Below are 15480 nucleotides of genomic sequence, written 5' to 3' on the forward strand. Positions count from 1 at the left end.
GTCAAGGAGTAACGATGCCCAAGCTCAACGAGGACTACGAAGACCTCCGCAAGACCGTCGAGGCGTTCGCCCGCGACGTGGTGGCCCCGGTGATCGGGGACCTCTACCAGCGCGAGGAGTTCCCCTACGACATCGTGCGGCAGATGGGCGCGATGGGCCTGTTCGGGCTGCCGATCCCGGAGGAGTACGGCGGCATGGGCGGCGACTACTTCGCGCTCTGCCTCACGCTGGAGGAATTGGCCAGGGTCGACTCCAGCGTGTCCATCACCGTGGAGGCCGCGGTGTCGCTGGGCGCGATGCCGATCTACCGGTTCGGTACGGCGGAGCAGCGCGCCGAGTGGCTGCCCCACCTGACCTCCGGGCGGATGCTGGGCGCGTTCGGCCTCACCGAGCCGGGCGGCGGCAGCGACGTGCCGGGCGGCATGCGGACTACGGCCGTGCTGGACGGGAACGAGTGGGTGATCAACGGTACGAAGGCGTTCATCACCAACTCCGGCACCGACATCACCGGCGTCGTCGGCGTGGCCGCGATCACCGGCGAGCGCGCCGGCGGCAAGAAGGAGATCTCCACGATCCTGGTCCCCGCAGGGACGCCGGGCTTCACCGTCTCGAAGAAGTACTCCAAGGTCGGCTGGAACTGCTCCGACACCCGCGAGCTCTCCTTCGACAACTGCCGGGTCCCCGCCGAGAACCTGCTCGGCGAGCGCGGCCGGGGTTACGCGCAGTTCCTGCAGACCCTCGACGAGGGCCGCATCGCGATCGCCGCCCTCTCGGTCGGCCTGGCCCAGGGCTGCGTGGACGAGTCCCTGCGCTACGTCCGCGAGCGCCAGGCCTTCGGCCACCCGATCGGCCACTACCAGGCCATCCAGTTCAAGATCGCCGACATGGAGGTCCGCACCCACACCGCCCGCCTGGCCTACTACCATGCGGCGGAGAAGATGCTGGCCGGTGAGCCGTTCAAGAAGGAGGCGGCCATCGCCAAGCTCGTCGCCGGTGACGCGGCCATGGACAACGCCCGCGACGCCACCCAGATCTTCGGCGGCTACGGGTTCATGAACGAGTATCCCGTCGGCCGCTTCTACCGCGACGCCAAGATCCTGGAGATCGGCGAGGGCACCAGCGAGGTCCAGCGCATGCTCATCGCCAGGGAACTGGGCCTGAGCGACCTCTGACCCGCGGATACAGGGGACAGGGGGAGAGCTGGTTCGGCCACCGCCCCGCCGCGGAGACAGTCCCAGAACCAGCTCTGTTCCGTCCCTGTTCCGTCAGACGAGAAACGCGGCCGGAACAGGCGGTCATCGATCGCCTGCCGGGCACGCTCGTATGAGCCTGGCTGCATGTGCGCGTAGACCCGGAGAGTGAAGCCAGGTTTCCAAGGTATCGGTGGTGCGGTCGGCCACGACGTCGATGCGCCGGCGGGTCTCGGCGTTGATGAGCACGGTGGCGTAGCGGTGGCGGCGGCGCAGGGCGAAATCATTCACCCCCAGCACCCGGGGCACCTGCGGCTGTGGCAAGGGCAGACGCAGCAGGATGCGTAGGGCGGTATGCCGGGACAGGCGCACGGCCGGGGCGGACAAAGTCCGCGCGCCGGCGCGTCCGGCCAGCTCGCAGACCACCGCGCGGATTTGGCCGGTCAGGCGGGATGTGCGGCGTTGGTAGCGTTCCAGCACGCCGTTAACCGGACAGACCCCATCCGCGGAACCGGCCCAGGCGTCACCCATGTTCGGGTGCACTGGTTCGGCGCAAGTGACCGTGCAGGAACGTGTGGACGCCCGCCGTGACCGTCTTGGTGATCTCTTCGGTGGACAGGGTGGCGTGATGCGTTGGCAGCCCAGCTGAGACCAGCAGCAGCAGGTGCAGCGCCGCGCGGTCAGGGTCGTCGATGCGCAGCACTCCTTGTTTCGCCAACTGCCGCAGGTGTCCGGCGAGTTCGCGGCGGACCCGCCGCGGCCCGGTCTCCTGCCAGGCGTCGATCGCTTCTTGAGGGATGTGGCCCGCTTCGGCGTTGACCTGTCCGACCAGGAAGAAGTGGGCGGCGCTTTCGGGCATTGGCGTCGCCCAGTCCAACCCGAACTCGATGAGGTCGGTCTCCACGTCGATGACCTTGCGCAGGTGGCGGTCGATGATGGCGATTTGGACGTCGGCCGCCCGAGTGGCGCTCTCCTGAATCACGGTCAGGAACAATTCGGCCTTGTCGGTGAAGTGGTTGTAGATGGTCCGGGTGGACACACCGGCCTCGGCCGAGATCGCGTCGATGCTGGCGCGGGTGTAGCCGTCGCGGGCGAACACCGTCAGGGCACCGTCCAGGATCGCCTGCCGCTTGCCGGCCCGTCCCCTGAGAGGGTGGGATGTCGTGGTGTTTTCCCTGGTCATCTCGGATCCTCCAGCATATTTACATCTATCGTTTTACTTTTTGCCATATGCGTTGTACTTTATCTCATGCCGCAGCCCTGCGGCACACCGTGAGGAGAACACGCATGATCAGGATCGCCATCGTCATCGGCAGTACCCGCCCCCGCCGCCGGAGCGCGGTCGCGGCCCACTGGGTCGCCGAGGTCGCCGCCCACCACCCCGCCGTCACCGCGGGAGAGGCGACCTTCGAGGTCGTCGACCTGGCCGAATACGACCTGTCGGTACTGGATGAGCCCCTGCCCGCCCTGTTCGGCGACTACCGCCACGCGCACACCAACCAGTGGGCCCAGACCATCGCCTCCTTTGACGGTTTCGTCTTCGTCACCCCCGAGTACAACCACTCGGCCCCGGCCGCACTGAAGAACGCCATCGACTTCCTGTTCGCCGAGTGGAACAACAAGGCCGCCGGCTTCGTCAGCCACGGCGTGCACGGCGGCGTGCGTGCCGTGGAGCACCTGCGGCAGGTCATGACCGAGCTCCAGGTGGCCAACGTACGCACTCAGGTCGCGCTGTCGGCCTTCACCGACTTCGAGATCACCGATCCGGCCGAGCCCGGTGTCATCGCCCCCGGACCGCACCAGGAGCCGATCCTGAACGAGGTGCTCGACGAGGTCATCGCCTGGTCCCGGGCGCTCAAGCCGCTGCGTGAGGCAGCCGGTCAGACGGTGGCCGCGTGAGCATGCGCTACCGGCTGCTGGGCCGTACCGGGCTGCGCGTCTCCGAGGTTTTCCTCGGCGCGATGACCTTCGGCGAGGAGCAGATCGGCGCCTCGCCTCAGGAGGCCCGCCGCATCCTCGATCTGTACGGCGAGGCCGGCGGAAACCTCATCGACACCGCGAACTTCTACTCCGGCGGGCGGAGCGAGACCATCCTGGGCGAGCTGCTGACCGGCTGCCGCGACCGGTTCGTTGTGGCCAGCAAGTACACCGTCTCGCGCGACGGCGGCGACCCCAACGCCGCCGGCAGCCATCGCAAGAACCTCACCCTGTCCCTGGAGGCCAGCCTGCGGCGACTGGGCACCGACTACCTCGACCTGTACTGGGTCAACCTGTGGGACCGGCACACCCCGATCGAGGAGACCATGCGGGCGCTGGACGACGCCGTGCGTGCCGGGAAGATCCTCTACGTCGGCATGTCCGACGCCCCGGCTTGGGTCATCTCCCACGCCAACACACTGGCCGAGTGGCGCGGCTGGACCCCGTTCGCGGCCATCCAGGCCCCCTACAGCCTGCTCAACCGCGACATCGAACGCGAACTGCTGCCCATGGCCCAGGCGTTCGGCCTGACGGTCGCCGCCTGGGGTCCGCTCGCCCATGGCGTCCTGTCCGGCAAGTTCGACCCTGCGGCGGGGCCACGAGAAAGCACGCGGATCAGCGCGCGCTCGCTCGGAGCCCGCGAGCACGCCGTCGCCCAGGCGGTGCGGGAAGTCGCCGACGAGATCGGTGCAACCCCCGCGCAGGTGGCCATCGCCTGGACCCGGGCGCGCTCCCGGGCCGTGCACCCGATCTTGGGCGCCAGGACCGCGAAGCAACTCAGGGACACGCTCGGCGCCCTGGATCTCACCCTGCCCGACCATGCCGTGCGACGCCTGGAGGCGGCCACCGACTTCACCCTCGGCTTCCCCGGCGATTTCCTGGCCCAGGCCGGCCCGGCGGTGTTCGGCGAGTCCGCTGCCAGGCTCGACGGAAGACGACTCCCATGAGCGAAGAACTCGCGCCCGCGGTCGCACCCGGCCCCGTCTCGAGGGCCGGTCTCAGGCCCCGGCGATGCGACAGTCGTCGGGTCTGTGTCATCCAGTGATGGGCTTCGGAATCCGACGACTTCGGAGTGGGCCGGGCTCGCTCGTCCGAGGAAGACATTCGCGCCACGGAAGCCGCAGGCGTGGTGACGGTCCCTGAGGATGACGCCGAAGCGTCGAGGGCACATCGAGGGCACATGGCCTCGGAAGACAGTGGCGAGCACTGTCAACTGACGGCAGCGTTCTGACAGCTTGGAAGCGACTTCCCTGATTTCGCCGCAGGTCACGGACAGGCCGAATCAGAACCCGGCCTACAGGCCGAGTGGCTACCTAATTGATCTACATTGTTAAGCGAAGCGCTCAAGAGAACGTCGCGGCTGGGGATCGGTTGGGGACCACACGTTGTGCACACAGCTGAACAATCCGCATGTCGCCAAATGCCGTCCGTGGCTACCTGAAGCCGTTGATCTGCGAAAACGCCTACCCCAACGTCCTGGGGGTCAAGAGGGATGGGAGGCCGAGGGGCAGACGCCTGCACCCTCGCGATCTCGGCGCTTACGATGACGCCATGGGCCTGGGCAAGGGGAAGACGGAACACTCCGGAGCGCGTGACATGAGCCGAAAGCATGGGCACTGGGGGTTCACAGAGCCTTTTTCATCCTTGGGCGAGCCGGTGGTTCTGAAGAACAGCGATGGCCTTGCACAGGTGTCCCGCCTTGCTGGGGCTGCAGCGGAGCTTTCGCAGGATGCGCCAGCTCTTGAGCTGGGCGTTCGCGCGCTCGCCTGGACCGCGCAGGCGGGCGTGTGACCGATTGGCCCGCTTCTGCGATCCGGGCTTGTTCTTGCCCTTGTATGGAGTGAGGACCGGGCCTTCGGCTCCCTGGTAGGCCTTGTCTGCGAGCGTGATGATCCCGGCCCGTTCCAGCTGGCGCAGGATGCCCCAGATCCGGGCGGCGCTCAGATCATGGGTCTTGCCCGGCAGCGCCCCGGAGGTCCATAAGATCGTCCCGTCTGGTGAGGCGATGACCTGGACGTTCATCCCGTGTACCCGGTGCTTACCGGAGAAGTACGGCCGGTCGGCCTTGACCCGGTCGGTGCGGATGAGGGTGCCGTCCAGCACCAGGTAGTGCAGGCCGTCCTTGCTCGCTTTGCGCAGCGCTTGCCGGAGCTTCGGGGAGCGTGTCGACAGCAGTTTTACCGTCTCCTCCACGTAGCGCCATGCGGTCGTGGTCGACACTCCGAACCCGGCTCCGAGCTCGCTGAAGGTATCGCCCTTGCGTAGGTAGACCAGTGTGAGCAGGGCCTGCTGTCCGGGGTTCAGCCGCCGCCAGGTTGACCCGATCGCCTTGCGACGTCTGCGGATCAGGCCGGCTACGTAGTTCAGCGTTGAACGCGACAAATCGACGGCGGCGCGATAGAACAGCACCCGGAGCTCCTGGTTGTGACGGGCGTGGTTGTGGTGATCAACCCGTCTACCAGGAGCTTCTCTATGTCATCAGGCGAACGGCAGGCTCGCGATCAGGCTGTGACTTGCGGACCGCCATTAGAGGATGAAAAAGGTTCATTGACCTCGACCCCAAGGTGTGGGGCACCGACGTGATCCAGGCATGTGGCGTCCGCGACCGGCCGATCGCCGAAGCCGGGCTCTACCAGCTGTGGATCTCCTTATGGGTCGGCGGCGACGCACTATTTCTCTTGGTCGATTCGAAATGCCTTCCAGAAGATCGCTGCAGGTCAGCCGCCAGGGCGGATCAGATCTCGATGATCTGGCACTCAAGATGTCCACGCCTCGGGGTGAAAGGCCGCCTGACCGCGACCCAGCGATATCAGCCAACCGAACATTTGATGCGATACAGGACGATCTGCCTCCGCGTAGCGATCGAAATGTAACTCGTGCCCGGCGTTCGGTGACGGATCAGTGTGAATTGCGCGTCGCTCTGATCACGACACTTGTGGCATATCGCCTTTGATCATTACGAACGAGACTGCACTTTCTATGTGGAGGTCTCCTTGCGCATAACCACCGCCCTCTTGAGCGCCGCCGTTTCGGCCACACTCCTCATCCCCCCGGGGGCGGCAGCGGCCGATCCCACTGAGCCGCCCCAGCGGACCGTGCGGGACTTCGGCAACGGTCCCGAGCGGAACGAGGAGGCAGCCGGCGTCTCCGAGCAGGCCGAGACGTCCCGCACCCTCGCCGGGAAGCAGTCGGAGCAGTCGGAGCAGTACCGCTTTTTCCATGACCGGGATCGCGGGTACCCCAGACAGACCCAATTACCGGTCCCCGCCGCGAACCCGGCCGACGCCTCCATCAAGCTCGGGCTGGTGCCGTACCACGGCATCGCGCCCAAGCTGAACAGTCTGCAAAAGCTCAGCAAGCGGGTGAGCGCGGAGATCATCGCCCGCTCGCACCAGGGCCGCGACCTCTACCTCGTCACCGTCACCGCGCCGGAGAGCCGAAACGAGACCCGCGAGCAGGACCGGATCCGCGAGCGCATCGAGGAGGACTCGGCCGACGCCGCCCGCGACCGGAAGCTGCCCAAGCAGTACAAGGCGCCGGTCTTCATCAACAACAACATCCACGGCAACGAGTGGGAGGGCACCGACGCCGCCCTCCAGGTGATCGAACAGCTCGCCACCAGCACCGATCCCAAGGTGACCGACCTGCTCAGCCGTACCCGGTTGTACTTCAACATCACCGCCAACCCCGACGGCCGGTTCAACGGGGTGCGTGCCAACGGCGCCGGCTTCGACATGAACCGTGACTTCATCACCGCCTCGCAGCCCGAAGTCCAGGCGATGCGCCAGGTGATGATCGACACTCAGCCGGTCGCCATGATCGACCTGCACGGCTACGTCAACGGCACGCTCATCGAGCCGACCACGCCGCCACACGGCGGGAACTACGAGTACGACCTGTTCATCAAGAACAGCTACGCCAACGGGCTCGGCATGGAAGCCGCGATCAAGGCGCTGGGCTACACACCCGAGGCGGACGGCGTGCTCCCGCCGCAGATCCCGTTCCGGGACTCCACGGAGGGCTGGGACGACTGGCCTCCGATCTTCACCCCGCAGTACGCCCCCTTCCAGGGCGCGGTCGCCTCGCACACCATCGAGTTCCCCATGCGGGTCAACAACGCCGACTACACCAACCAGCCCGTCGAGGAGTTGCGCCGCCGCTCCTCGATCAACGTCGCCATCGCCGCCGCCGCCATGCGGGCCACCTACGGTTACGTGCAGGCCAAGCATGACCAGCTGATCGCCGACCAGATCGAGGTCTTCCGCCGGGGCGCCGCGGGCGAGCAGTCCAAGCCGGTGCCGCTCGGCATCGTGCCCGGCTTCGGCCCCGAAGACGTCTACAACACGACCTATCCGCGGGCCTACGTGATCCCGGCGGGCGGCCTGCAGCGCTCGGCCACGGCCGCCGCGCGCCTGGTGGACCATCTGATCGCCAACGACGTCAAGGTGGAGCAGGCGAAGCGGTCGTTCCGGCTGAACGGCAAGACCTACCCGGCCGACTCCTACATCGTGGACATGCACCAGCCCAAGCGCGGGCTGGCCAACGTGATGCTGGAGGCGGGCGCCGACATCACTCCCAAGGTCGACTCGATGTACGACATCTCCGGCTGGAGCCACGCCCTGCTCTGGGGCGCCACCGTGGACAGCGTCACCGACGGTTCCCTCCGTATAGACGCGAAGCCGGTCAAGGCCGCCGCCCCGACCGGCTCGGTTCCGAAGACCTCCGGTCCGCTCGCGCTGAAGGTCACCGACGCCAAGGAGGTCACGGCGCTCAACGACCTGCTGGCCCAGGGCGTCGCGGTGACCTGGACAGGCGACGGCACCCCGATCATCCCGGCCACCGCGCGGAAGGCCGCAGCGACCGTGTCCGACAGGTACGGCGTGGCCTTCACCCCGGCCGGCTCGGCTTCGGGTGTCCCGCTGTCCCAAGTGCGGATCGCCGCGGCCGTCTCCGCCGACGAGCTGTTCACGCTGCGCGAGATGGGCTTCGCCGTCACCCCGGTCTCCACAGCGGTCCTCAACGCCGGCTTCGACTGGAGTGAGACCGACGTGCTCTTCGTCTCCAGCGGGCTGAGCTACGCCACGCTCAACCCGGCGGCCAAGGCGGCGCTCGACACGTTCCTCACCACCGGCGGCGTGGTCACCCGGGGCAGCACCGGCGCGACCTTCAACACCGCCGCCGGGCTGCTCACCGCGACCTCGGTCGCCGGGCGCAGCGACGCCAACGGCGTGGTGCGGGTGGTCTCCTCGGGCGGTCCGGTCGGCGGTGGCTCGTCCGGCTACTCGTTCGTGTACTCGCCGCGCTGGTTCACCGGCCTCGGCCCCGAGGTCAAGGTCGAGCAGTCCTACGCGACCGACGGGCCGCTGGTCTCCGGCCACTGGCGCCCCAACGCCAACGGCACCGGCGGCCAGGACGCGGCCAAGGGCCAGGCGTCCGTCGTCAGCGGCCGGGACGAGCGGGGCGCGGCCGTGGTGTTGTTCGGCACCGAGCCGATGTTCCGCAACCACCCCAAGGGCCTGTTCCCGCAGGTGGCGAAGGCGCTGTACTGGTCGGCCTCGGTCACCGGCGCGGCCGTCACCACGCCCTGATCCAGTAGTAGGGGCCGGCGACCTCCCCGAGGTCGCCGGCCTCCGCGGGGAGTGCCGTACAGCAGCCCCGTACGGCGACACGGAAGCCTCGCGCGGTCTACTGGCCTGGATGCAGCAGAGCCTCGGCGATCTGCTGGACCCTGACCGCGGTGATCCCGGTTCGCTGCTCAACGGCCAGCGGGTGGTCGGTCGGCTCCACCTCGATGAGCGGGCGTTGCCCGGCTGGGCGAGTGTGCAGGTTGGTCCTGAGGTTGATCGTTGACGGCGAATAAACCGGCAGCTCCGTCGACAGCCAGCCGAAGTAGGGCGGTTCGCTCTCCCTGCCGGGGGCCTCCCAGAGTTCCGCGGCGCGGGCGAACTTCTCAGGGCTGAGCGAGACCCAGACGCCCCAGCTGAACACCTCGTCGAGGTCGGTCACGGAGATCTTGATCAACCCGCGTACGAAAAACGCCTGCCCCTGGATCACGCACTGGTCGGAGCCGAGCGCGCAGTCCGGGTCATCAGCCATCTCGGGCGTCCAGTAGACGGGGGCCTCCGTCGAGAAAGCCAAGGGCGGACCGTCGTGCCGCTGCCCGCAGCATGAACACATGAATCCGAGATCATTCGCCACCGGTCGAGGGTACTGAGGCGATCACGGTGACGACAACAGTGGAGCAGGGTGATCTCTCCGCCTGAAAAACAGACGGTCGGTGGTTCAGCTCCGTCCTTGATCACATCCATGGGCGCGCTTGGATGTGTCGTTTTCGGCTGTGGGCCAGGCGTCCGGGGTCAGGTAGTGGTTGCTGTGGCCTGCTTCGAGGACCGTGCGCAGACGGACGAGATGCTCGGTGTCTTCCGGGAGGTCCAGTCTCTGTAAGAGAGCATGGGCGGCGTGGGGTTCAAGGTCTCCGTAAACGTCGTGGTAGCTGCTGAGCAGACCCTTGAACAGGGCGAGGTGGAGATCGGGTAGTGCCACTCCTGCCTGGTAAACAGGGTGTTTGATCGGCCAGGGCACGGGACCGGAGATTTCCAGGACTCGCTTCGCTCGGCGGAACAGCGGATCCCGAACCATCTCATGGAGCCGGTCTCGGGCCTGCAACTCCTCGACATCGTTGCCCAGGACCTCGGCGAAGGCGACCTCCACCGTGGCACGGTCTTCGAACCAGTCGACCCACAACGAGTAGGTGATCGGCTCCGCTTGCTCCGGAGCCTCCAGCCGTCGGCGGTAGGCATCCCAAAGCAGCTCGGCTCGCACCGGGTCTTGCGCGTCCGCGAACGCGAAGCGAATCTCACACGTCACCCAGTAGTCGTCCAGGAGGTCCAGGAGTCCGAGGGCGAGCCGCAGGCGGCCGGCCGCATCAAGGTCAGGATCTTCCAGAACCGCGCCCGTCCACGCATGAGCCACCTCGTTGGCCGTCAGCCGTTCATCCGCCGACTCCTCATCGATCCAGACCCCCTCGCCGATCTGGGTGACGCCTTGTTCTGCCAGCCAGCGCCGTGCGTGCTCTCGCCCCTCGTGGTCCACAACGCCAAGTGTGAGCCACCACGGTGCGCGCCCGCCACAGAACGCGAGCCGGTCACCTGGCGTACTCGATCGTGAAGATGGATGGTCGGTGGCCACCTCGTCGCAGACGTCGGCGGAGGCCAGGCGCAGGTCTACGGACGATCTGGATCGACCGAGGCACGTGGCCGACCATGTCGTCGGCGGCCTGCTTCAGGTCATGGAGATCCCGAACACCGAACGGCGATCGAGCGCCCATGCCGCAACTCCGCGGATGAGCGCTGTACGGCAGCCGATACGGCAACGCCGCCTTACGGTCACACACCACCGGCCCACATCAGCCATCCGAGCAGGGCGAGATGCCGTTGACGAGGTATCTGCCCTTGCCTGCGAATCTGGTGGTCAGGTGTCGTACAAGCCGTCCCATGGTTCGTAGAAGCCGAGGTTGTCCGGGTAGAGCTCGGCGTGTTCGGTGTTCTCGAAGGTTTCGATGACGAGGCCGAACAGCACTCCGTCGACGTCGCGCCGGAAGGGACGGATGGCGATGTCATCGAAGCGGAGGCCGGGGAGCATGGCGAGCCACCGGTTCAACCGCTCCTGCGCGGTATCGACGGACGCTCGGTGATTGTCGTCGGTTCCGGTGCACTCGATTCTGGAGTCGAGGTGGTGGCCGGCGGCGTCGAAGGTGTGCAGGACGGCGTGCCGGCGCCGGTGCGCGGGCCAGTCATCGGTGATCGTGTAACCCTCCGGGAAGGCGGCGACGACGGAGCCGAGGAACTGGCCGCCCTCCCAGTGCCCGATAGTGCCAGTGTGGTAGCCGGGTTCGTACTTGATGGGGATGATCTCGGGGGCTGCCATGCGTGGGAGAGTAACCGCCGGGTACGACAGTGCTCCCTTACACTGTGCGTGATCTTGCTAACGGAAGTGCTGACACCGTCCCTGGACGTCCACTCACGTCCAGGGAAACGATCAAGCGTGAGGTGCCACGGAGTAGGGCTGCGGATACACGCCGCAGCGGAAGGGCTGGTCCGGATCGCGGCTCACCGGCTTTTTGTCGCTGAGGTGACACATTGAAAGAGGTGGCTCTGCAGCCGTACGCCCGGCTGCCGCGTGAGTACCGCGGCCTCAAGGTACTGGCCGGCACGGTCGACGCGTACGGCCGGGCGCTGTGGCTGCTGTCCGACAATCCGGACGCGCGATCGGACGACCTCTCCGGGAGCGGGAGGCTTACCGCGCTGTCCCGAAAGCAGCCCTACGACGCCTTGCTCGTCATGGACAAGAACGGAGCCGCGAGCGAACTCGTCCTCCATGACGTCCACCTGCTGGTCGGCAATCTCGACGCCCTGCCCAACGGCCGTTTCCTGTTGGCCGGGACCGCGGCCTGGCATCGTACGCCCGGTTCGACGACTGCCAACGCCCAGATCTACGGCCGCGACGGGCGGTCACGCCGTAGCTTTCCGATCGGCCAGGTCGGACACCTCCTTGCCGATCGGCGCCATAATGTGTGGACCGGCTACTTCGACCAGGCCATTTACGGCGATTCCATCAGCGCGCCCGGCCTTGTCCGCTGGGACACCGGCGGCAATCAGCGGTGGGCGTATCAGCCTCCCCCGGGAGCAGAGCCCATCGCCGACTGCTACGCGCTCAACGTCGCTGACGGCGTCGCGTGGGTCTACTACTACCAGGCGTTCTGTCTGCTTGAAATCCATACAGGCGGCCGGCTGACGGTCCGCGGCACACCCGTGAAGGGAGCCCATGGGCTTGCCGTACAGGGCGACCGGGTCACCTTCCTCGGGAGCAGGGGACATCATGACCGCTTACATCGGTGTCGCCTGACCGATGACGCCGTCCTCCTGGAGGAGGAGGCGATCCTCACCATGCCGGGTGGCAGGCCCCTCGGCCGCTACCGGGTCGTCAGCCGGGCACACACCCTCTACCTGCTCGATCCCTCATCCCACTCCTGGCATGTGTTTCCGACGTGAGAACCACGCATCTCCCGAGGCGGGTCAGCCGAGCTCACTCGTGGCGTCCGATGTCCGGCCGCGCCGACCTATGCGAGCACGGCGTCGAGGGTGTGGCGGCCTATTTCCGCTATCAGCGGGTTGTCGGCGGAATGGGATAGAAACGCGAGTGACAGCGCGAGCGCCCAGCCTCGTGCTCGTGCCCAGAGGTGGTCGTCGGGTGCGTACGCGCTCGCCGCCCGATAGGCGTTCTGGAAAGCGTCATGGCATTCGGCGGGCAGGAGCATCCAGGCCACGGACAGGTCCGTGGCGGGGTCGCCGGAAGTGATGTCACCGAAGTCGATCACGGCGCTGACGCGATCGCGATGGACCAGGATGTTGGCGGGATGAAGGTCGCCGTGCAACCACACCGGGGACCCGTTCCACGCCGGCACCGCGACCGCGGCCTCCCACGTGCGCATCACGGCCCCGCGGTCGACCAGACGGCCCAATACGCTCAGGTTCCGGGTGATCGTCGCGTCGCGGTCCGCGAGCGGGATGCCGCGGTGGGGGTTCACGGGGGCGTCCGGTGCGGCGGGAGTGTGCAGGGCGCCCAGAAATCCGGCGAGGCTGACCGCGGCGTCCCGCAGGTCGGCCGGCGGCTTTCGCGCGGCGATCTGTCCGGGCAGGAACGGGACGATGCTCCACGGCCACGGGTAGCCAGGACCCGGTTGCCCGACCCGCGCCGGGGCGGGAACCGGCAATGGCAGCCGCGGCTCAAGGACGGGCAGCCACTGCTGTTCGTGCGCAAGCAGCCTGGCGGCCACCGCACGCCTCGGCAGCCGGGCGACCATCGCGTCTCCGACCCGGCACATGACGTTGTCCCACCCGTTCGCCATCACCTCGATGGACAGGTGAGCGAGGTCGGGTTGCTGGGAGGCCAGGAGGCGACGAACCAGATCCGGTGAGACGTCCACTTCGGCGGCCGGCATGCGGTGAGGACCCACCTTGCGACCTTAGCCGACTGAACAACCGAACCCGTTGCTGAGCGCTGTTCCGTCGAAGCGCCATACCGGCCGGCGACCGACCGGTCGACACCGGATCGACCGGACGGCGGGGGAGGAGGTCAGGGCCGATGGGCGATGTTCCGGGCGGCCCACTCGGCCAGGACCCGCGCGCAGTCGGCCACCGACTCGCGCCAGCTTCTCGCCGCGTCCTCGTTCGCCTCGTCGCTGACGTGCTTGACGATCCGGATCGGGATCCCGGCCCGGGCCGCGGCCGCCGCCAAGGCGTAGCCCTCCATGTCGACCAGGTGGGCACGGGCGGCGAGCCGGTCGCGTGCGCTCTCGTCCGCGATGAAGGTGTCGCCGGTCGCCAGGATCGGGCCGTCGTCCTCATTCAGTGTCAGCGCCGCTCCGTAGGTCTCGCCGGTGAGGGCGAGCAGCAGATCGGTGTCCAGGTCGTGCTGGATCACGGTGCTGACGACGTGGGTGCCCGTCCACCCCGGGCGCAGCGCCCCCGCGGTGCCCAGATTGACGATGTGGGAGGGGCGGGGCTCACGGGCGAGAACGGTGCTCAACGCGACCGCGGCGTTGACCTTGCCCAGGCCGGTGATCAACACCGGCAGGCCGACGTCAAGGAATTGCGCTTCATCCTTGACCGCGAGCACGAGCAACGGGCGATCGGCGATGATTTTGCCGGCGAGTTCCATGGCCATACGTTAGGTCCTCGGCACGCCGGCACCGATATCGGGTGACCGTCGTCGGGACGGACCGAGCCGTCCAGGGGACTACCGGGACCCGGACAGGGTCCTGCGCCGTACGGCCTCGGCCAGCAGCGTGTCCCAGCGGGAGCCGATGGTCTGAAGGTCGTAGGCCGCGGCGGTGTTCTGGGCGGCGGCGCCGAGTTTGCGGCGCAGGTCCTGGTCGTCGATGAGCTCGCAGATCGCCTCGGCGAGGGCCTCGACGTTCTTCGGCTCGACCAGCCGGCCGTCGACACCGTCGGTGATGATCTCTCCGGGACCGGTGGGGCAGTCGAAGGCGACCGCCGGCAGGCCCTTGCTCATGGCCTCGATCAGGGCCATGGGCATGCCTTCGGAACGGGAGCTGAGCAGGAACATCGCGGCCTTGGACAACTCCTCGCCGACCCGGTCGGTCCGGCCCATGAGGAAGGCGCGGTCCGTCAGGTCCAGCTCGTCGATCTGCGTCTTCAGCCGGTCCATCCACGGGCCGGAGCCGTAGATGCGCAACGTCCATTCCGGGCGGCGGTCGCAGACCAGGCGCCAGGCCGTCAGGAGCAGGTCGAAGCCCTTGACCCGCTCCAGCCGTCCCAGCGCGACGGCGGTGGTGCCCTCCAGCCAGGCGCGTCCCTCGCCGAGGGGCGGCAGCGCGTTGGGGATGCAGACCAGATGGGGATTCGGCACGGCGCGGGCGTAGTGCTCCAGGTCGGCTCGGGTCAAGGTCACCAGCACGTCCAGCCTGCCGTACCTGCGCACGATGATTTTGCGGAGCGGGGGCTTGTGCGCGGCCAGGTTGCGGTGTTCCTGGCCGATGGTGATGACCTCGGGCGGGGCGAAGGAGGCGGCGAACAGGTTGAGGCTGGGCCGGGTGGTGATCAGCACTCCGCCGCGGAGCGAGCGCAGGTAACGCAACAGGACAAGGTCGGTCCAGAGCGAGCAGCGCCGGTAGGTCGGCTCGGTCGAGGGCACGAGCACGCTCGGCAACCGCGACAGCAGCGCGCGCGTCCTGCCCTTCCGCTCGGTGCGGTCGTCCAGGAACGAGACCTTGACGCCCGGGGGAATGGGGAAGAACGGCCGGTGCTGGGCGCGGATCAGGCTGACGATCTCCACGTCGTGGCCGTGTGCCAGATACCCGGCGAGATTGAGCACCGTGCGGATGGTGCCGCCCATGCCATAGGCGTGAAACAGCAGGATCCGTACTTTGTCGGCACTCGGCTCGGGCGCACTGCGGGCCCGCCACAGATCCACCAGTCTGAGCAGCCGCAGCGCCGTCCAGCGCGCCCAGGTCGCCCCAGACCCCAGCAGCCAGCTCCGCATCCGTTCGTACACGTCGGCCCGCCCCACCTGCCGCTGCTCGCCTCGCTGCCACTCGGCTTGAGTGCAGCGCCGCCCCGCCTGCTCGCCACCGGGTTCGCCGTCACGGCTCCACCGGGCGTTCGCCGGCCCGCGGCGTGCAGGCCGTCACCACGTTCTTCGCGTCTTGATCGAGCATCTCGGCTCAGCGCGGACACCCACTCGCGCCGATTCCGCTCATCAGCGGTGAACCTGTCGTTCGCGCGTATCTCAT

At 67.6% G+C, this 15480-nt stretch carries 13 protein-coding genes and 1 pseudogene; 5 read left to right on the forward strand and 9 right to left on the reverse strand.

From position 1 onward, the window contains the following. Positions 1-14: 14 nt before the first annotated feature. Positions 15-1172: an acyl-CoA dehydrogenase family protein gene (locus J2853_RS03325; RefSeq protein ID WP_307554828.1), complete on the forward strand. Its 1158-nt coding sequence runs from the start codon at positions 15-17 to the stop codon at positions 1170-1172. 174 nt (positions 1173-1346) lie between these two features. On the opposite strand, the pseudogene J2853_RS03330 reads toward J2853_RS03325, so the two are convergent. Then, positions 1347-1673, reverse strand: a pseudogene (locus J2853_RS03330) (ISL3 family transposase); the annotation flags it as partial. Positions 1674-1713: 40 nt separating this feature from the next. After that, positions 1714-2373: a TetR/AcrR family transcriptional regulator gene (locus tag J2853_RS03335; RefSeq protein WP_307554830.1), complete on the reverse strand. Its 660-nt coding sequence runs from the start codon at positions 2371-2373 to the stop codon at positions 1714-1716. A 104-nt stretch (positions 2374-2477) separates the two neighbouring features. Here J2853_RS03335 and J2853_RS03340 point away from each other — a divergent pair, with 104 nt between their 5' ends. Next, positions 2478-3089, forward strand: a complete 612-nt coding sequence (locus J2853_RS03340; protein WP_307554831.1) for an NADPH-dependent FMN reductase — start codon at positions 2478-2480, stop codon at positions 3087-3089. 2 nt (positions 3090-3091) lie between these two features. Then, positions 3092-4114, forward strand: coding sequence for an aldo/keto reductase (locus J2853_RS03345; RefSeq protein ID WP_307568587.1), 1023 nt, complete (start codon positions 3092-3094; stop codon positions 4112-4114). 691 nt (positions 4115-4805) lie between these two features. Here J2853_RS03345 and J2853_RS03350 read toward each other — a convergent pair. Continuing rightward, a complete protein-coding gene (locus J2853_RS03350) occupies positions 4806-5576 on the reverse strand; it encodes a transposase family protein (protein WP_307554833.1) in 771 nt (256 codons plus the stop codon). Between the two features lie 584 nt (positions 5577-6160). On the opposite strand from J2853_RS03350, the gene J2853_RS03355 reads away from it, so the two are divergent. Next, a complete protein-coding gene (locus J2853_RS03355; RefSeq protein ID WP_307554835.1) occupies positions 6161-8755 on the forward strand; it encodes a M14 family zinc carboxypeptidase in 2595 nt (864 codons plus the stop codon). A 97-nt stretch (positions 8756-8852) separates the two neighbouring features. On the opposite strand, the gene J2853_RS03360 is transcribed toward J2853_RS03355, so the two are convergent. The 3 genes from J2853_RS03360 to J2853_RS03370 form a co-directional block, all read right to left on the reverse strand. Then, on the reverse strand, positions 8853-9344 hold the full coding sequence (locus J2853_RS03360; RefSeq protein WP_307568589.1) for a DUF2199 domain-containing protein: 492 nt from the start codon (positions 9342-9344) through the stop codon (positions 8853-8855). 105 nt (positions 9345-9449) lie between these two features. Then, positions 9450-10259 carry a hypothetical protein gene (locus J2853_RS03365; RefSeq protein WP_307554837.1) on the reverse strand — a complete coding sequence of 270 codons (810 nt, stop codon included), beginning with the start codon at positions 10257-10259 and terminating at the stop codon, positions 9450-9452. A 378-nt stretch (positions 10260-10637) separates the two neighbouring features. After that, entirely contained in the window at positions 10638-11093 is a 456-nt protein-coding gene (locus tag J2853_RS03370) for a hypothetical protein (protein ID WP_307554839.1), read from the reverse strand. A gap of 212 nt (positions 11094-11305) precedes the next feature. Between J2853_RS03370 and J2853_RS03375 the strand changes: the two genes are divergently transcribed. Further along, positions 11306-12217 carry a hypothetical protein gene (locus tag J2853_RS03375; RefSeq protein ID WP_307554840.1) on the forward strand — a complete coding sequence of 304 codons (912 nt, stop codon included), beginning with the start codon at positions 11306-11308 and terminating at the stop codon, positions 12215-12217. A 68-nt stretch (positions 12218-12285) separates the two neighbouring features. Here J2853_RS03375 and J2853_RS03380 read toward each other — a convergent pair whose 3' ends face one another. From J2853_RS03380 to J2853_RS03390, 3 genes are all read right to left on the reverse strand, one after another. Next, positions 12286-13167, reverse strand: a complete 882-nt coding sequence (locus J2853_RS03380) for an aminoglycoside phosphotransferase family protein (protein WP_307554842.1) — start codon at positions 13165-13167, stop codon at positions 12286-12288. 134 nt (positions 13168-13301) lie between these two features. Next, the gene (locus J2853_RS03385) at positions 13302-13892 is read right to left on the reverse strand and encodes a nucleosidase (protein WP_307554844.1); all 591 of its coding nucleotides are present in this window, start codon (positions 13890-13892) and stop codon (positions 13302-13304) included. A gap of 72 nt (positions 13893-13964) precedes the next feature. Then, positions 13965-15257, reverse strand: a complete 1293-nt coding sequence (locus J2853_RS03390) for a glycosyltransferase family 4 protein (RefSeq protein ID WP_307554846.1) — start codon at positions 15255-15257, stop codon at positions 13965-13967. Positions 15258-15480 lie beyond the last annotated feature (223 nt).

The organism is Streptosporangium lutulentum, assembly GCF_030811455.1.
Lineage (GTDB): Bacteria > Actinomycetota > Actinomycetes > Streptosporangiales > Streptosporangiaceae > Streptosporangium > Streptosporangium lutulentum.